Source organism: Bacteroides sp. ZJ-18, assembly GCF_011038705.2.
GTDB classification, from domain to species: Bacteria; Bacteroidota; Bacteroidia; order Bacteroidales; family Bacteroidaceae; genus Bacteroides; species Bacteroides hominis.
On sequence record NZ_CP072198.1, the window covers coordinates 1,601,879 to 1,617,610 of the forward strand.

The window sequence follows — 15,732 nt, forward strand, 5'->3', positions numbered from 1 at the left end:
TTAATAATATGCAAAAAATGATTAGTTTGTTCATCATAATCATATATTAGTGTGTAGCTATACACAAACCTTACTTTCCCCACGCCTATTCAAATAAATATTCTCATAGGCCTGAGAATGTGCTACCGTTAGATTAGTTAGAATATCTCACACATCATGTTTAGTAAACAGTTTCGGCTTCTCGCGCTCGTTCATAGTACCAGAATTTATCTTCTGATTCAATCATCGTCTTATTCCTTTCTTCTTTTTCTTTTTGAGTTTCTTTACCTGTAATTCATTCGCTTGTGTTACATCAGAATTATTAGTATCTCTTAATGAGAAGATTGATAATAAAGAATCCCCAGTTCTGTTTTTTCCCTGATTATAAGAATGTTCACTATTTTGTTTGCTATCAAAATTGCATGAAATATTGTTTTTTATTTCACTGGATTGGAATCCTTCTTTTTTATTTTTGCTAGTAAATTGTTGCTTTTGTATGGCAAGCTGTTCAGATATAGAACCCCTCTTCATCGTGTTGTGATAATCAAACGATTCAGATTGTTGGCGGTTGTAGTCGAACAATTTATCAAAACCCTTTTCTATCTGATTAAATAGGTTCACACGGTCGAAGCCACCTTTTATTACTCCATTCTTGGTATTCTTGTGATTAGTAAGCGGAGATAGTTTTTTCTTATTGGATTGATCTTTCCGGCTCACAATCAAATGACAGTGCATATTCAATTTGTTATCTGAACGGTTACGATCAAAATGAATCTTCCCATAAAACTTTATATCTGTTTCGGATAGCCCTTTGTTGAAATTCTTGGCATATTCAGGAATAAACACTTTACGAATATAGCGTTTCACTGCTTCGGCTTGTTCCTGTTCTGTATTACCCATCGCTTGAAGTTCCTTTTCCGATGGGCTGACATGGATAGCATAAAACTTAGCATCCGTTTTCAGAAGTTGCCCGATATTTGTATCTATATCCTTTATCACCTTTGACTTATAGATATTATCATCTGTTAGATTGAAAAAGTCTTCGGTATAAATACCTTTCTCCATCCGTTCTAAATCTTCATGTTCGAGGTAATTAGCTAGCTGTTGGCTACTACCAGCATTATTATATGTTCCGTTTGATGGTGGGGCAAAGTCTATGTGCATAATCCTATGTATTTATCAAATTACTGATTTCACCTTTCAGATTCTCTTTCCTTTTGCTATCCATTACACCGCAAGCGGAAAGTTCCGAATAGAGTTGTATCAAGTGTAGTAACCTTTTATAATCCCGTTGGTGTATCTGGTAGAGTGCGTTAATCTGTTTGGATTGGTTGTTTATCACATCGGCATGATTGCCGAACTGCTCACTTAACTTTTTCAGTATGGCTGTTTGTCTCTCCTGACTGGCTTCCAGTTGAGAGAGAATAAGAGTTTCCAAAGTTTTGCCGATAGCATCGAAACGTAAAGCTATAGAATTTGTTGCCCGTATCATCGGATTCAGTTGCTCTTCTTCATAGTGACGAATGAAGCGGATAATATCATCCTGCCTCTTATTTATTTTCGCCAGTTCTGATTTTACAGATTCAGGAGCTTCGGATGGGTTGATATGTGCCTTATCTATATATCCGAACGCCAACTTTACAACTTCACTCTTTTTCAGCGAATAGCGTTTGCATATCTTTTCTACCAAAGCTGCTGTTTCCTTATCTATGGAAATGGTAGTGAATATCGTTTTCCTACTGTTATTTGGCATGGTAATTACTTTTTTATAGAAATATGAATAGATAAATACCTGATAATAAGCATTACAGAGAAAATGTTTATTACAGGTGTCATTACAGCGTGTTCTTGTAACACGCTAAAGCCGAAGGCTTTGCCCCGCAGGGCAAGAGGGAAGAACAGGACTTGTCCAGTTCCCTCTTGCTTGATTTAGCGAAACGGACTGAACCGATAGGTGAGGCAGTTTGTGCTATATCGGGGTGGTAACACAAAGGAATAGCCTGAGCACAGGCTTCTTTCCCCTGCTACTTTTTGCTATCAGGGCTGATTAGCCAACTGATTGGCTTTTTCGAACTGTTTGTAGGCTTGAGAGTCGGCATATTCCCGGACGAAAGCCCGAATATCGCTGGCTCTATAATACGTTTTTCGCCTGATGGTAAAGTAGGGAAGTACACCTTTCGCCCGATAGCGTTGTAAAGTTCTAAAGGATGATTTTAGGAGAAAAGCTAAATCTTGGTTATCCAATAGCTTTTCGTTTTCATCGAATACAGTATCGGTGTTGATAAGAGATTTCAAGTCTTGTCCGATTTCAGTGAGTTTTTTGGATAGCTTCTCCATCCACTTCTCGAAGTTTTCGTTATCTATATACATTTTGCTTCAATTTTAAGTTCAACATTATTATTATCAATCGATTGATGAAGCAAAGTTCGGTAAATGGATGCAAACTAATTAGGGGTGTACCAGTGGTACTCCCCTATAAATTGTAGATAAGATGTTGATTATCTGTATCCTTTGTTTTCTCGTTCTTCGATAATAAACTTCCGAAGTTCATCTAAAAATTCAGTTAGTTTAGTAGGCTTACGGGAAATTACACTTTCATGTTTCTTATAACAATCGCCTAATTTAATATTGAATAGTTCTTCAAAAGATTTTGTGATAACAGATAATGGTACAGGTGTACCGTTCTTGTATATGATTCGTTTGGATAGGAATAGACCACTAACTAATTCCATTATGTTGATTAGTGTGGTTTCGTCTGTTAAATAGAAAGTAGAAAAAGGTTGTGTCTTCTTGTGCTTCTGAAATTGTTCAGGGTATTGAATTCGTAGATTCAAGATACGGATTTCAGTTTTTATAAGTTCTATTGCTTCATCAATAAGTAGTAATGGTGCAATTTTCCCCTTGCCCAAATTGTACACGGTACGATTTGAGCCTGTTTAGTCCAAAAGAAAAATAGCGTAACAAAATGCTATAATCTTGTTCATTCATACTAATATCAGCTAAATGTTTAGCCAATTCTTCGATAGCTTCTGTAAAATCTAATACAGGTGCTTGCTGCTGTGAGTATTCCGACAATAGTCGAAAAAATCTCAATTTAAGAATGTTATTCATATCTGATTAATAAAAAGTGTCCTACTTTGTTTTTTGCTAAAAATAGGGTATGAAAATACAACTGTGAGCATAAATAAACTAATCGTTTTCATCTTTCTCCTTGTTTGTTAGGTGATTTATATATTCTTTTGTTGTAATGATAGTTGAATAGTAATGGTTGAGCGAAGACAGAAAAGCTGCGTGTACGTCTTTTGCTTTTATTATTTGATCTTGAAACTCTAAGTCTTTTGTTGCACAAGCATCGGATATTATTATGCAGTTATAACCGAGGTCTTTAGCCGCTCTTACTGTTGCATCCACACACATTTGCGTCATCATTCCACAGATAACTAAATCTGTAATATCCTGAGAGCGTAATAAATAATCTAATATAGTCCGATGAAAACTATTAGGGGTATGTTTAATAATAACATTCTCTTCTTTCAGCGGTGCAACATTTTCATGTATTTTCGCTCCTTTAGTGTTGGGAAGAAAAAATGTTGCACCCTGTTTGGTAGAAATATGTTGTATATGTATTATGGGTAAAGACTGTAATCTAAAGTGTTGCAAGATTACTTGTGCTTTTAATCCAGCTTCGGAACTTCCAACTAATGGATTCAATCCTCCTTCAAAATAGTCATTTTGAATATCAATGAGGAGTAATGCAATTTTTGTTTTCATATATTTCTGCTTAATGTTTCTGCAAAATTAAATGTTTACTACCTTTGTATCAAGTATGTACAGAATTGTATGGTACATACTAAAATGTATCTAATGTAGATAATCAGTTCAATACGTCTGAAATAAAATGAATAAGAATACTAAAAAAGAGGTTTGCGTCCTTGATTATGCTTTCCAAAGAATAGGTGGAAAGTATAAGGGACGAATTCTTTGGGCTCTGTCTAAACATTTGGTTTTGCGTTATGGTGAACTTAGCCGTGAAATGTCAGATATAAGCACGAAAATGCTAACACAGACTTTAAAAGAACTGGAAACAGACAATTTGATTCATCGCAAAATGTATCCCCAAGTACCACCAAAAGTAGAATACTCATTAACTGAAACAGGTAAGGAACTTATTCCTTTTATTCAATATTTGGTTGATTGGGGATATAAAAAAATGGCAGATGACTCACTGGAATAATTCTCATTTTCAGGAGTATAGAACGGCTTTCTTATTCTTCTTTATGTGGTAGCAATGTAATCAAATCTTCATCACCTTCTAATATGTAATAAGCTACAAATATTAGAGGGGTTGAATCTGATGCATTATCAAAATGTAAAATAGGTTGATTTTTAGGCTCGTAAAAAGCTTCACCTGCTTTTATTAGATATGAACTCTGTCCCTCTATTTGAAATAATAAAGTTCCCGAAACTACATAACCCACAACTGGGCAAGAGTGAAGATGATAATCTGCTTTCCCCTTTTGAGGTATTACAATCTTCTTAATTTCGACTTTTGATAAACTCTGTTTATCATGGAAATGAACTGTCAGAAGATCAGTTCTAGTTACTGTACTCTTTTTCATACAAATGCAGCTATTTAGTGATAAAAATAAAACGAATATCAATACTTTATTCATGATTTCTTTGTTTTGCTGCAAAATTAGTGTGAATGAGGTAATTATGTCATTGACCTATGTTAAGAGATTTAAGCCTGCTCAAAGATTCTGGTTTAATACCAAGATAAGATACAATATGATATTGTGATACATGTTGTTCAATATGCGGACACGTTCGTAAAAGCAATTTATATCTATCCAATGCACTATCCATTAGTAGCGATGACTCTTTACGGCACTTTCTGATAAAGAGTGTATCTGCAATATACTTTCCTAGCTTATACCACTCATTAGATTCCTGTAACAAAAGTTCGTAGTTAGATTTGGATAAACTCAGTATGAGAGAATTCTCTAATGCCTGTATGCTTCCTATACTTGGCTCTTTGGTTAGAAAGCTTCTATAGGAAGTTGTAAAAGAACCATCTGTATAAAAATCACTTGTATATTCTTCACCATCTTTTTCTATATAAGAGCGAAGTGTTCCCTTTTCAACGAAGCCAATAAAAGTGCATACTTTACCCTGCTGCAAAAGAAAATCTTTCTTTTTTAACGATAATCTTTCTGATACTTCTATTACTTTCTCATAATAGCTATTTGATAACCCAATTTCTTCTATTATCAATTTCTTTATGTCCATGATGTTTCTTATTAGTACTACAAAAGTAGACATAATATTGTATTGGAAAAATGTGAGGCTCTAATTAAATCATATTCAGGCTATTTTAGAGCATGGAATATGCCTAATCATGCCTTTATCAGACACTTCTGGACAGTTTTGAAGACTACTCTTGATTCTTCTTTCATTTGCCGATGAAAATAGAATCAACACGTTTTATAAACCATTTAAAATTAGAAGTATGGAAGTAGTAACCATTGAAAAAAGAACTTTTTCGTATGTCTGCGAGCGGTTCACCGAGTTTGCCAAACGAATAGAAAGTTTGTGCAGCACTCATACCCAGAAAGTAGAAAACTGGCTGGATAGTCAAGAAGTGTGCCTGTTGTTAGGCTTTAGCAAACGAACGCTGCAATATTACCGAAGCAGCGGACGGCTGGCTTATTCTCAAATCGGTAGCAAAATTTATTATAAGTCTTCCGATATTGAAAGAATTATTGCGGACAGTGAAACACAAAATCAATCACCCAAACAAACCATGCCTTATGAAAAGAATTAAAGAAAATTACCCGTCCTTCAACCTGTTTTCCATTGTCGGCACATGGGAAAGCGTTAATCTGAATCCTACGGTTATTATCTATCGGAACGATAAAGAGTATCTTCTTTCTATTATATATGTATCGGAAACTACCAAACAGGCTTCACCCGCTACTTATGAGATACAGCAAGATGGTAGCCAGTATTTTATTGCCATTGTATCCAAACGGCTCTATATAGATTATGATCCGGCAAAAGATGTACTTAGCATTTCATCTTTGGGTGACTATCTGCGTAACTAACCAGCTATCTAGCCATCTTGAAATCAATATTTCAATAAAACAATCTTTCAATCATGGAACTAATAAATAAAGACACTCCACAAATAAAAGAATTTATATCTTCGCTCGATTCGATGCTAAATGGCATTGAATCTATTGTCAAACATTACAAGCCCCATTTGAACGGGGAACGCTTTCTTTCTAACAATGAGATTTCCAAGAAACTGAATGTCAGTCTGAGAACCCTGCAAGAGTGGAGAGATACAGGGCTAATCCCCTTTATTCAGATAAAAGGTAAAATCATCTACCGCCAAAGTGATATTGATAAGCTACTCCAAAAGCACTACTTTGAAAGCTGGAAAGAATAGCCCACCAGCCCCGAAAATATTGTTTTTCGGAATTTAATTTGAATCATTGACTTTTCCAGTGAAGTATTTAGTCTGTGCAAGTCTTTAGATGAAAATACGCTCGAACATAGTGAGAGGAAGATTTTCATCTAAACCGAAGGCTCGGACTTGAACAGGCTAAATACGGAACTTACCTTTGTCAATGCTTCATATTGAGTTCTGGAAAACTTACAATAAAAGAAAAGGATTGAGAAAATGAAATTCATTCTTCCCAATCCTTTTTCTATATTGGCTACTGCCTCTATTATATAGCCAATTCCGACAGACAGCTATTTACTTTTTGCATATCCTTGAAAATATTCTGATCCAGTACCCGTGCATAATGTTTTGTTACGCTTGTATCTGCGTGTCCCAACATCTTAGCTACATTCTCCATACTCACGCCATTTGCTAGGCATATAGAGGTGGCATAGCTGTGTCGAGCTGAATGTGTGCACAGATTTTTCTGCAACCCGCATACATCTGCAATCTCTTTCAGATAACTGTTCATACGCTGATTACTCAATACTGGTAATAGTTTTCCGGTACATTCTGCCACATTTTTATACTTTTCCAGTATAGAAGCTGCCACAGGTAACACAGGAATGTTACACATGATTTTTGTCTTTTGGCGGTTCTTCCTTATCCAAATTTCTCCTTTATTATCTCTAACAAGATGTTCAGGTGATAAGTCTTTTACATCGCTGAACGCCAAACCTGTAAAAACGCAAAAAATAAAAACATCCCGTACCTGTTCTACTCGCTTAATCGTGAACTCTTTGGCAAGAATAATTTTAATCTCGTCCATTGTCAGAAATTCGGGATCAGTTTCTTCCAATTTGAAACGGTAGTAAGCAAACGGATCTTTCTTTATCCAATCGTTTTCCAAAGCGATACGAATAATCTTCTTCAAGTTCTTCAATCGGGTGATGGCTGAATTTTGCGCACAACCTTTTTCAATCTTCAAGAAAGCATCGAACTTGGAAATGAAGTTGGCTTCCAAATTATTCAAGGCAATATCTGATAGTTGATATTCTTTCTTGATGAATTCCTCTAAATATCGAGTAGTGGTTTCATACCGTTGAACGGTCTTGCTAACAAAGTCTTTACCGATCAGCTTACGGCTTTGTTCGTTATGCTCCCTGAATACCTGCAATAGCGTTTTGTTATCTTCGTCCACACCATAAAACAACTTTCTCACAAGATCAACAGTGATAACCTTGCCGGAAGTTTCCAGTTCTCTATAAATTTGATGTACGTGCGAACGGGTGATTTCTAAGTAGTGGTTCAGTTCCACCGACATACGGTCTTTGCCTTTTGAATTCTCTTTTGCCTGATTCCATCGGTTTACGGGACAGCTTCTTTTGATGGAAATATCTACCATACAGCCGTTTACGGTGATTCTCATGCACACAGGTGCTTCTCCGTTCTTTAATAATTTGCCTTTCTTGATGAAGAACAATACAGAAAATGATTTTCGAGCCATTTTTACATCGTTTTTAAAGTTACAAAACTATGTATTCTCTTCCAAAGTAAGTCTATGCAAAAGACTATGAATCAGTGAGAAAGATGCAAATTCGTGGGACTTTTTTGAACTAAATTTTAGTCCCACGATTTATCCACCGATAATATGCTTGAAACGGCTATTTTCTGCTACCTGTCAGAAAAAAGAAATCCCTGATAATGTCTGATTATCAGGGATTTGCTTGATTATTCTTTTGTTTTCAGTGATCCGCCTGGGGCTCGAACCCAGGACCCCAACATTAAAAGTGTTGTGCTCTACCTGCTGAGCTAGCGAATCAATCCTTATTTGCGTATCAGTTATTTCCTGATTGCGGGTGCAAAGGTAGTGACTTTTTTTATATCTGCAAGCTTTTGGGTGAAAAAAGTTTTATTTATTTTTCGTCATCTTCCTCTATCTTCTGATTATCAGATGTTTCATGTGTGTCGTATTTTATTCTCTCTTTGTTGATGATGAAACGTTGATAATAGGAGAGCATTAGGGTGGTGAGCGGGAGTGCTATGATCATACCTAACATTCCGAGCAAGGATCCCCAGATGGAAAGAGATAAAAGAATGATGGCAGGGTTGAGCCCTGTGATCTTTCCCATGATTCTTGGGACAAGGAAACCATCTTGGATGGCTTGAACAACAATAAAAACAACGAGGGCACCTGCCAGTATTACCCAGAAATTCTCACCGGTATCAGCTGCTTTTAGGATTGCTAATATGACGGTAGGCAAGAAACCGATAATCTGCAGATATGGAACCATATTGAGGGCACCGATGAAAAGTCCCAAGGCAATAGCCATCGGAAAGTCGATGATCAGGAATCCAATGCTGAACAAGATGCCGACACAGAAGGCAACAAGTGCCTGGCCGCGGAAATAGCGATTCATTCCATCCTGTATGTCATTGACCAGATTGGATGCAAAGGTACGGTATTTGCCTGGTAACAGGTGAAGCCATCCTTCTGCGATGGATTCATAGTCGAGCAAGATGAATACCACATATAATAAAATGATGAATGAAGCGAATACGCTAAACAGAATATTAATAGATTCCGCAACGAGTGCCCAAAGTTTAGGAACAGTCTCTTTAATGGTATTCATTATATTTTCTTCACTTAGGATTCGGTTCAGTGCCTGAAGGTCGATATGCCTGTGGATAAATTCCGAAAGAGTAGGAGGCACTGTTCCGGAACGATAAGCACCATTAGTCAGATAAGTAACCAACAGATCGTTCATTCGTCCTATTTCGGCAAGCATTGGGGGCACTAAAAGGTAAAAAATGGCAATTCCTACTATGGTAATGCTGAACAATGCGCAGAAAATAGAAATGATCCTGCTTTTAAAGCGTAATTTATACTGGAAAAATTTGACGAGCGGATAAATCATATAAGCGATAAGCCATGCCACAAAAAAAGGTAGCAGCACGCCGCTGAGCCTTTTAAAAAGTATCAGTAATCCCACAATGAGCGCACAGCAGATGGAACCACGTATGAAACTATCAAATGTAATCTTTTTCCTTTCCATAATAATCTGACGTTTGATGTGCGACCTCACCGGAAATGTCCGGGCTTTGCTACCGTGAGGTCATTATGATTTTTCTTTGTCCTCTTGCAGGGCTTTCTGGTAACACTCCCGACATAAAGGTTCGTATTCGGCTGTTTCACCCAATAGCACCTGTTTGTCGTTTTTCACCGTACGGTGTGAAAAAGAGGCTAATTGTCCACATTTTACACAAATGGCATGTACCTTGGATACTTCGTCGGCAATGGCACACAAAGCTGGCATCGGACCAAACGGTATGCCTTTGAAGTCCATGTCCAATCCGGCTATGATGACACGTACTCCGTTGTTTGCCAATTGATTGCATACATCTATTAAACCACTGTCGAAGAACTGTGCCTCGTCAATGCCTACCACATCAATTTCGGATGTGAAAAGCAGTATGCTGGCTGAAGAGTCGATGGGGGTGGAGGAAATGGTATTACTGTCATGTGAAACAACGTCCCCCTCAGAATAGCGTGTGTCAATGGCAGGTTTGAATATCTCTACGCGTTGGCGGGCAAATTTGGCCCGCTTCATGCGACGGATCAGTTCTTCGGTTTTTCCTGAAAACATGGAACCGCAAATTACTTCAATTCTTCCTCTTCTTCTCGTCTCTTGTATATGATCTTCTGAAAATAATACCATGCTGATGTATGTTATAATTGGTTGCAAAAGTAATAGTTTTATTGGCTTCTCGGTGTTTTTTCATTATTTATTTCTACATTTGCGAAGTCATTCAAGAAGAAATTCAGATGTAGATATGCAAGCATTGTTGAACGATATAGAATTGGATATTCAGGAACTTAAATGCCTGATGGAGGCCGTTTCGCGTAAACCGGACTCTGCTTTGCGTGAAGTGGCAAAGAGAAATATTGTGCAAATGCGTGGCCGGTTGGACATCTTACTGGAACAGTTGGATCGGGGAGCACTACCGGAAAACGAACTTCCTGACCGGATTATAAATCCAATGCCGGAACCTGTGTCAGCAGCAGCAGCAGCAGCAGCAGCAGAAGAAGAAGAAGAAGAAGAAGAAGAAGAAGAAGAAGAAATAGTTGTGGGTAACCCGGAGAAAGATGAAGAGCCTGTAATAGTTCCGGAGGCTCCGGAGATGCCGGAATCTGAACAATTGGAATTGCCTGAAGTGACCGTAGAACCGGCACAATCGGCTGAAGTATCTATGAAGATTGAAACCAATACGGCTTCTACACCTATTTTGGCCGAGCGGATTAAAACAACTGGAGATTTACGCCGTTCAATCAGTCTGAATGATTCGTTTCGCTTTTCCCGTGAACTGTTTGGGGGAAGCATGGAGCAAATGAATCATGTGTTGCAACAGATTGGGGAGATGCATTCACTGGATGCGGCTCTTGTTTTCTTATCTTCTAAAATAAAGGTGGAAGAGGAAAATGAAGCTAAAGCTGATTTAGTGGAACTTCTCAAAAAGTACTTTATATAAAAACGCGATTATTAGGATATGGGAAAACTATATGTGGTACCGACGCCGGTCGGGAATTTGGAGGACATGACATTTAGGGCTATTAAAGTCCTGAAGGAGGTCGACTTGATTCTGGCGGAGGATACCCGTACTTCCGGAATCTTGCTGAAACATTTTGAGATTAAAAACGTGATGCAATCCCACCATAAGTTTAATGAACATAAAACGGTGGAGAGTGTTGTTAATAGAATAAAGGCAGGAGAAACCATTGCTTTGATTTCGGATGCCGGAACACCGGGAATTTCTGATCCGGGTTTTCTGGTAGTTCGTGAATGTGTGCGCAATGGTATCGAAGTACAATGCCTGCCCGGAGCGACAGCTTTTGTTCCGGCGTTGGTAGCATCGGGATTGCCTAACGAAAAGTTTTGTTTCGAAGGTTTTCTCCCTCAGAAAAAGGGGCGTATGACAAAATTGAAATCGTTGGTGGATGAACACAGAACAATGGTGTTTTATGAATCCCCACATCGTTTGCTGAAAACATTGACACAGTTTGCCGAATATTTCGGTCCCGGACGTCGGGTATCTGTGTCCCGTGAAATTTCAAAGATTCATGAGGAAACGGTTCGCGGGACTTTGAGTGAATTGATAGAACACTTTACCGTTACCGAACCCCGGGGCGAGATTGTGATTGTACTTGCAGGAATAGACGATTAATAATAACTTCATTTAAAAACGTAAAACGTAATCGTATGAAAAAGTTAGTAGTTTTATTAGTATGCGCAGCTATGTTGGCTTCGTGTAACGGCCTGGGTGGTGGAAGTAAGGACCTGAAGGCAGAAAATGATTCTCTTTTGATGGAGTTGACCCAGCGCAATGCCGAATTGGACGAAATGATGGGTACTTTCAACGAAGTTCAGGAAGGATTTCGTAGAATAAACGCAGCTGAAAGCCGTGTTGACTTGACCCGTGGCACTATCTCTGAGAATTCTGCAACCGCAAAACAACAAATAGCATCTGATATTGAATTCATCACGAAACAGATGGAAGAAAACAAGGCACAGATCGCTAAGTTGCAGGCTATGCTGAAGAATAGTAAGAATAATTCGGCACAATTGAAAAAAGCCGTTGAATCTTTGACTCAGGAGTTGGTTGCTAAAACTCAGCGTATCGAAGAGCTTCAGGCTGAATTAGCTTCTAAGAATATCCGTATTCAGGAGTTGGATGCTGCAGTAACCGGACTGACTGCCGATAAAGAGTCATTGGCTGCTGAAAATGAAGCCAAGGCAAAGACCGTAGCAGAACAGGATAAGGCCATCAATAGTGCATGGTTTGTGTTTGGTACTAAATCGGAGCTTAAATCTCAGAAGATTCTTGAAAAAGGGGATGTGCTGAAGAGTGCGGATTTCAACAAGGATTATTTTACTCAGATCGATATCCGTACTACTAAAGAGATTAAATTATATTCTAAACGTGCTGATTTGCTCACTACTCATCCGGCTAAATCTTACGAGCTGGTTAAAGATGATAAAGGTCAGCTGACTTTGAAGATCACGAATCCGAAAGAATTCTGGAGTGTATCTAAATATCTGGTAATCCAGGTCAAATAAGTAGTATAAAACAAACGTAACTGATAAGGGCACGGACTACACAGTATGTAATCCGTGCTCTCTTTTTTGAAATGTACCTGATATATTAATATGAAATATAGAAACCTGTTTTTTGATTTAGATGATACTCTCTGGGCCTTTTCCCAAAATGCGTATGATACGTTTGAAGAAGTTTACGATAAATATGGATTGGGAAGGTATTTCGATTCGTTTTCCCATTTTTATTCTCTTTACCAAAAGAGGAATGCGGAGTTGTGGGTAGAATATGGAAACGGGGAGGTGACTAAAGAAGAGTTGAATCGACAGCGTTTTTTATATCCTTTGAAAGCTGTTGGCGTTGACGATGAAATGCTTGCAAAACGTTATTCTGACGATTTCTTTTTGATAGTTCCTACTAAAAGGAGGCTAATGCCGTATGCGGAAGAGGTACTTTCGTATTTGGCACCTAAATATAATTTGTATATTCTTTCAAATGGTTTCAGGGAATTGCAATCCTGTAAAATGCGTTCGGCAGGCATTGATACATATTTTGATAAAATAATTCTTTCGGAAGATCTGGGAGTGATGAAGCCTTGGCCGGAAATTTTTCATTTTGCTTTGTCGGCTACACAATCCGAACTACGTGAATCATTAATGATTGGGGATAGTTGGGAAGCTGATATTGTTGGTGCTCATGGAGTGGGAATGCATCAGGCTTATTATAATGTGTCCGGACGCACTGATTTTCCTTTCCGTCCTACTTATTCAATGACTGATTTGAAAGAGTTGGTGGAACTGTTGTAACATTTATAGATATATTGTATTTTTGCGTTCAATATAGAACGCATAAAAATACAACTATGGACACTCTCTTGCCTTTTGCTTTACTCTGTTTCACTTCTTTCTTTACATTGACTAATCCGTTGGGTACAATGCCCGTTTTTCTGACCATGACTCATGGTATGACTGATAAAGAGCGGCAAGCGGTTGTTCGCCGTGCCACTTTCGTCTCGTTTATCACTTTAATGGTATTTGTTTTTGCAGGGCAATTCCTTTTTAAATTCTTCGGTATTTCGACCAACGGATTTCGTATTGCAGGTGGAGTGATTATTTTCAAGATAGGCTTTGATATGTTGCAGGCACGGTACACTCCGATGAAATTGAAAGATGAAGAGATTAAAACCTATGCTGACGATATTTCGATCACTCCACTTGCCATACCTATGCTTTGTGGTCCGGGGGCGATAGCTAATGCCATTGTTTTGATGGAGGATGCCCATACCATTGAAATGAAAGGAACGTTAATTGGCATTATTGCTTTGATCTATTTTATTACCTTCTTGATTCTGCGTGCGTCTACCCGATTAGTTAAAGTGTTGGGGGAGACCGGAAATAACGTGATGATGCGTTTGATGGGACTTATTTTGATGGTGATTGCTGTTGAATGTTTTGTTAGTGGATTGCATCCGATATTGGTAGGTATCTTGAAAGAAGGGTTGCTATAAATCAGATACTGATTCGTTCAGAAAAAGAAGAATGCCCGGATACGTTTTATATGTAAATCCGGGCATTCTCTTTATTGTTTGATAAATACTTTAGAAAGCATTATGCTGATTAGCGGCTACCGCCGGCCCACCAAACCGGATCGGTATATACATACTGGCCGTTTCCGAATGCAGATTCTACGTTCGGGTTTGCACTTACATCATCTGCTCCGTAAGGTGCGCGAAGTGGGAACTTGTAAGGGTTGTCCAGTTTGATATATTCCTCACCCATTGCTTTGAGGCGGCGTACATCATTATAGCATTCTGTTGTCTCACCGAAGGCTCCAAGGAATGCAATATATTTCTGTACCATTACCTCTTTTACAGGATTGGCATCGAATAATGGTTTTACGTTGTTGGTGAAATACTCTTCTGCTTCAGCAGTTGTGATAGCTTTGGTAGTCTCTTTAACGCCTCCGTAACTTTTTACTGTAGGAGCGTTAAGTGCAGCTGTTACACCTGTTTCTGCATTTGCAATGGCTGCAACAATAGCATCTTTCAGAGCATCTGCCGCATCATTGGTCTTATTCAAGCGAGCCAATGCTTCAGCTTTCAGGAAAAGTAATTCATGATAGCTCATTAATAAGGTTGGACATGTTTGCGAATATACGAATATAGGAGTATTATATTCATATTTAACAGACTCTGCCGTACCGTTATCGGCCATAAGGAATCTTGGGTCATCTGCACCGGTTACTTGGATGGACACAGCTTTTTCTTCTCCAGTTACCTTACCTTGTCCAATGCAAAAGATACGGCGTAATCTCGGATCCTTACGTTCTATTAGTTTATCAGCGTAGCTTTTACTTGCAGCCAATCCGTCACGGCTCCACTGGAAGTCAAATAACGGGTTTAAGTTTGTTGCACTATAAATAGAGAAAGCAGCTTGATCCTGAATAGATGTATATGATTTCTCTATGTACTCTAAAATTTTTTGTAAATCAGCTTCTTTTGAAGAAGAACGAGCTAACAGACGCATTGTATAACGAGCTTTCAAGCCGTATGCTAGTTTTAACCATGCTTCTCCGTCACCTTTATATATGAAGTCATACTCACCAATTTCATCGCTTTTGTCACCTTTGGGAAGATCAGTGATTGCTGCATCCAAATATTCCATAATGGTAGTATAAATAGCTTCTTGCTTATCTAATTCCGGAGTCATAAACTGGGGTTGTCCATTGACTAATTCCGGAAGGGCAGCCTGGCTGAAAGGAGTGTCACCGAATGAGTCTGCGATCAGTCCTGCATTGATTGCGGCCAATACTTCGGCAATACCTTTGGTTGTATAATTGGCTGAAACCTCATTTGAGCTTATGTTAATTGCGATACGTGCATTCTTCAGTGTAGAGTATAAATTACCCCATACATTGTTAAAAGTAGAAGATGCCGAAGGCTCTCCGTTACGCTTTTCCGCATTTGCCAATTGATTGTCTACTCCAACCATATGCTCTACGTAGGTAGAATAATATGTATTAAAGTCGCCTCCGATATTGCTAAATGCAGTTGCAGTGATTACGTCAGCCAAGATGAATTTGGCAGGTACACTGGTTGTGTGGTCTTTGTCTTCATTAATACGATCCATTGTATCTTCCGAACAGGAAGCAAATGCAACGGAAATCAATGCCACAGACAATATGCCTTTTGATAAATTAAATATTGATTTCAT

The 15,732-nt window shown here is 38.4% G+C and carries 21 protein-coding genes and 1 tRNA gene; 9 read left to right on the forward strand and 13 right to left on the reverse strand.

Annotated features, from left to right (window positions below; translation table 11 throughout):
- Window positions 1-222: 222 nt before the first annotated feature.
- The 6 genes from G7Y45_RS06425 to G7Y45_RS06445 all read right to left on the reverse strand — a co-directional run bounded on the left by G7Y45_RS06425 (window position 223) and on the right by G7Y45_RS06445 (window position 3,750).
- Window positions 223-1,143: a DUF5712 family protein gene (locus tag G7Y45_RS06425; RefSeq protein ID WP_165017856.1), complete on the reverse strand. Its 921-nt coding sequence runs from the start codon at window positions 1,141-1,143 to the stop codon at window positions 223-225.
- Between the two features lie 4 nt (window positions 1,144-1,147).
- Window positions 1,148-1,732, reverse strand: coding sequence for a BfmA/BtgA family mobilization protein (locus G7Y45_RS06430; protein WP_165017854.1), 585 nt, complete (start codon window positions 1,730-1,732; stop codon window positions 1,148-1,150).
- Between the two features lie 284 nt (window positions 1,733-2,016).
- Window positions 2,017-2,349 carry a helix-turn-helix domain-containing protein gene (locus G7Y45_RS06435; RefSeq protein WP_165017852.1) on the reverse strand — a complete coding sequence of 111 codons (333 nt, stop codon included), beginning with the start codon at window positions 2,347-2,349 and terminating at the stop codon, window positions 2,017-2,019.
- 128 nt (window positions 2,350-2,477) lie between these two features.
- Window positions 2,478-2,897, reverse strand: a complete 420-nt coding sequence (locus tag G7Y45_RS06440; protein ID WP_311776643.1) for an RteC domain-containing protein — start codon at window positions 2,895-2,897, stop codon at window positions 2,478-2,480.
- Window positions 2,851-3,090 (reverse strand): hypothetical protein, encoded by a 240-nt coding sequence (locus G7Y45_RS19940; protein WP_081030727.1) that lies wholly within the window; start codon window positions 3,088-3,090, stop codon window positions 2,851-2,853. The genes G7Y45_RS06440 and G7Y45_RS19940 overlap by 47 nt, the downstream gene beginning before the upstream one ends.
- A gap of 78 nt (window positions 3,091-3,168) precedes the next feature.
- Complete coding sequence (locus G7Y45_RS06445; RefSeq protein ID WP_165017850.1) at window positions 3,169-3,750, reverse strand: cysteine hydrolase family protein; 582 nt, start codon at window positions 3,748-3,750, stop codon at window positions 3,169-3,171.
- A 127-nt stretch (window positions 3,751-3,877) separates the two neighbouring features.
- Between G7Y45_RS06445 and G7Y45_RS06450 the strand changes: the two genes are divergently transcribed.
- Window positions 3,878-4,213: a helix-turn-helix domain-containing protein gene (locus tag G7Y45_RS06450; RefSeq protein ID WP_165017848.1), complete on the forward strand. Its 336-nt coding sequence runs from the start codon at window positions 3,878-3,880 to the stop codon at window positions 4,211-4,213.
- 31 nt (window positions 4,214-4,244) lie between these two features.
- On the opposite strand, the gene G7Y45_RS06455 is transcribed toward G7Y45_RS06450, so the two are convergent.
- Both G7Y45_RS06455 and G7Y45_RS06460 read right to left on the reverse strand, forming a co-directional pair.
- Window positions 4,245-4,652, reverse strand: coding sequence for a cupin domain-containing protein (locus G7Y45_RS06455; protein ID WP_241159088.1), 408 nt, complete (start codon window positions 4,650-4,652; stop codon window positions 4,245-4,247).
- A gap of 46 nt (window positions 4,653-4,698) precedes the next feature.
- The gene (locus tag G7Y45_RS06460) at window positions 4,699-5,268 is read right to left on the reverse strand and encodes a Crp/Fnr family transcriptional regulator (protein WP_165017846.1); all 570 of its coding nucleotides are present in this window, start codon (window positions 5,266-5,268) and stop codon (window positions 4,699-4,701) included.
- 220 nt (window positions 5,269-5,488) lie between these two features.
- On the opposite strand from G7Y45_RS06460, the gene G7Y45_RS06465 reads away from it, so the two are divergent.
- From G7Y45_RS06465 to G7Y45_RS06475, 3 genes are read left to right on the forward strand one after another with little or no spacing between them, the layout of a single operon-like run.
- Complete coding sequence (locus tag G7Y45_RS06465; RefSeq protein ID WP_117707540.1) at window positions 5,489-5,803, forward strand: helix-turn-helix domain-containing protein; 315 nt, start codon at window positions 5,489-5,491, stop codon at window positions 5,801-5,803.
- Window positions 5,790-6,083 carry a DUF3876 domain-containing protein gene (locus tag G7Y45_RS06470; RefSeq protein ID WP_165017844.1) on the forward strand — a complete coding sequence of 98 codons (294 nt, stop codon included), beginning with the start codon at window positions 5,790-5,792 and terminating at the stop codon, window positions 6,081-6,083. Before G7Y45_RS06465 ends, G7Y45_RS06470 begins: the two co-directional genes overlap by 14 nt.
- Before the next feature lie 53 nt (window positions 6,084-6,136).
- Window positions 6,137-6,430: a helix-turn-helix domain-containing protein gene (locus tag G7Y45_RS06475; RefSeq protein WP_165017842.1), complete on the forward strand. Its 294-nt coding sequence runs from the start codon at window positions 6,137-6,139 to the stop codon at window positions 6,428-6,430.
- A 283-nt stretch (window positions 6,431-6,713) separates the two neighbouring features.
- Here the strand turns inward: G7Y45_RS06475 and G7Y45_RS06480 are convergent, their stop codons facing one another.
- The 4 genes from G7Y45_RS06480 to G7Y45_RS06495 all read right to left on the reverse strand — a co-directional run bounded on the left by G7Y45_RS06480 (window position 6,714) and on the right by G7Y45_RS06495 (window position 10,146).
- Complete coding sequence (locus tag G7Y45_RS06480; protein ID WP_165017839.1) at window positions 6,714-7,934, reverse strand: site-specific integrase; 1,221 nt, start codon at window positions 7,932-7,934, stop codon at window positions 6,714-6,716.
- A gap of 242 nt (window positions 7,935-8,176) precedes the next feature.
- Window positions 8,177-8,249 (reverse strand) — tRNA-Lys (locus G7Y45_RS06485).
- Window positions 8,250-8,343: 94 nt separating this feature from the next.
- A complete protein-coding gene (locus G7Y45_RS06490) occupies window positions 8,344-9,483 on the reverse strand; it encodes an AI-2E family transporter (RefSeq protein ID WP_005810604.1) in 1,140 nt (379 codons plus the stop codon).
- A 63-nt stretch (window positions 9,484-9,546) separates the two neighbouring features.
- Window positions 9,547-10,146 carry a thymidine kinase gene (locus G7Y45_RS06495; protein WP_005778531.1) on the reverse strand — a complete coding sequence of 200 codons (600 nt, stop codon included), beginning with the start codon at window positions 10,144-10,146 and terminating at the stop codon, window positions 9,547-9,549.
- Between the two features lie 115 nt (window positions 10,147-10,261).
- On the opposite strand from G7Y45_RS06495, the gene G7Y45_RS06500 reads away from it, so the two are divergent.
- The 5 genes from G7Y45_RS06500 to G7Y45_RS06520 all read left to right on the forward strand — a co-directional run bounded on the left by G7Y45_RS06500 (window position 10,262) and on the right by G7Y45_RS06520 (window position 14,027).
- Complete coding sequence (locus G7Y45_RS06500; protein WP_165017836.1) at window positions 10,262-10,957, forward strand: hypothetical protein; 696 nt, start codon at window positions 10,262-10,264, stop codon at window positions 10,955-10,957.
- A gap of 18 nt (window positions 10,958-10,975) precedes the next feature.
- Window positions 10,976-11,650 carry a 16S rRNA (cytidine(1402)-2'-O)-methyltransferase gene (gene rsmI / locus G7Y45_RS06505; protein ID WP_005810600.1) on the forward strand — a complete coding sequence of 225 codons (675 nt, stop codon included), beginning with the start codon at window positions 10,976-10,978 and terminating at the stop codon, window positions 11,648-11,650.
- 35 nt (window positions 11,651-11,685) lie between these two features.
- The gene (locus G7Y45_RS06510) at window positions 11,686-12,543 is read left to right on the forward strand and encodes a hypothetical protein (RefSeq protein WP_005810598.1); all 858 of its coding nucleotides are present in this window, start codon (window positions 11,686-11,688) and stop codon (window positions 12,541-12,543) included.
- A gap of 90 nt (window positions 12,544-12,633) precedes the next feature.
- Window positions 12,634-13,326 (forward strand): YjjG family noncanonical pyrimidine nucleotidase, encoded by a 693-nt coding sequence (locus G7Y45_RS06515; RefSeq protein WP_005810597.1) that lies wholly within the window; start codon window positions 12,634-12,636, stop codon window positions 13,324-13,326.
- Window positions 13,327-13,382: 56 nt separating this feature from the next.
- On the forward strand, window positions 13,383-14,027 hold the full coding sequence (locus G7Y45_RS06520) for a MarC family protein (RefSeq protein WP_005778522.1): 645 nt from the start codon (window positions 13,383-13,385) through the stop codon (window positions 14,025-14,027).
- Between the two features lie 109 nt (window positions 14,028-14,136).
- Here G7Y45_RS06520 and G7Y45_RS06525 read toward each other — a convergent pair whose 3' ends face one another.
- Window positions 14,137-15,732: a SusD/RagB family nutrient-binding outer membrane lipoprotein gene (locus tag G7Y45_RS06525; RefSeq protein WP_005810596.1), complete on the reverse strand. Its 1,596-nt coding sequence runs from the start codon at window positions 15,730-15,732 to the stop codon at window positions 14,137-14,139.

Coding starts and splice junctions, on each gene's coding strand:
- G7Y45_RS06425 (WP_165017856.1), bottom strand. CDS start 1,143: ATGCACATAGACTTTGCCCCACCATCAAACGGAACATATAATAATGCT.
- G7Y45_RS06430 (WP_165017854.1), bottom strand. CDS start 1,732: ATGCCAAATAACAGTAGGAAAACGATATTCACTACCATTTCCATAGAT.
- G7Y45_RS06435 (WP_165017852.1), bottom strand. CDS start 2,349: ATGTATATAGATAACGAAAACTTCGAGAAGTGGATGGAGAAGCTATCC.
- G7Y45_RS19940 (WP_081030727.1), bottom strand. CDS start 3,090: ATGAATAACATTCTTAAATTGAGATTTTTTCGACTATTGTCGGAATAC.
- G7Y45_RS06445 (WP_165017850.1), bottom strand. CDS start 3,750: ATGAAAACAAAAATTGCATTACTCCTCATTGATATTCAAAATGACTAT.
- G7Y45_RS06450 (WP_165017848.1), top strand. CDS start 3,878: ATGAATAAGAATACTAAAAAAGAGGTTTGCGTCCTTGATTATGCTTTC.
- G7Y45_RS06455 (WP_241159088.1), bottom strand. CDS start 4,652: ATGAATAAAGTATTGATATTCGTTTTATTTTTATCACTAAATAGCTGC.
- G7Y45_RS06460 (WP_165017846.1), bottom strand. CDS start 5,268: ATGGACATAAAGAAATTGATAATAGAAGAAATTGGGTTATCAAATAGC.
- G7Y45_RS06465 (WP_117707540.1), top strand. CDS start 5,489: ATGGAAGTAGTAACCATTGAAAAAAGAACTTTTTCGTATGTCTGCGAG.
- G7Y45_RS06470 (WP_165017844.1), top strand. CDS start 5,790: ATGAAAAGAATTAAAGAAAATTACCCGTCCTTCAACCTGTTTTCCATT.
- G7Y45_RS06475 (WP_165017842.1), top strand. CDS start 6,137: ATGGAACTAATAAATAAAGACACTCCACAAATAAAAGAATTTATATCT.
- G7Y45_RS06480 (WP_165017839.1), bottom strand. CDS start 7,934: ATGGCTCGAAAATCATTTTCTGTATTGTTCTTCATCAAGAAAGGCAAA.
- G7Y45_RS06490 (WP_005810604.1), bottom strand. CDS start 9,483: ATGGAAAGGAAAAAGATTACATTTGATAGTTTCATACGTGGTTCCATC.
- G7Y45_RS06495 (WP_005778531.1), bottom strand. CDS start 10,146: ATGGTATTATTTTCAGAAGATCATATACAAGAGACGAGAAGAAGAGGA.
- G7Y45_RS06500 (WP_165017836.1), top strand. CDS start 10,262: ATGCAAGCATTGTTGAACGATATAGAATTGGATATTCAGGAACTTAAA.
- rsmI (WP_005810600.1), top strand. CDS start 10,976: ATGGGAAAACTATATGTGGTACCGACGCCGGTCGGGAATTTGGAGGAC.
- G7Y45_RS06510 (WP_005810598.1), top strand. CDS start 11,686: ATGAAAAAGTTAGTAGTTTTATTAGTATGCGCAGCTATGTTGGCTTCG.
- G7Y45_RS06515 (WP_005810597.1), top strand. CDS start 12,634: ATGAAATATAGAAACCTGTTTTTTGATTTAGATGATACTCTCTGGGCC.
- G7Y45_RS06520 (WP_005778522.1), top strand. CDS start 13,383: ATGGACACTCTCTTGCCTTTTGCTTTACTCTGTTTCACTTCTTTCTTT.
- G7Y45_RS06525 (WP_005810596.1), bottom strand. CDS start 15,732: ATGAAATCAATATTTAATTTATCAAAAGGCATATTGTCTGTGGCATTG.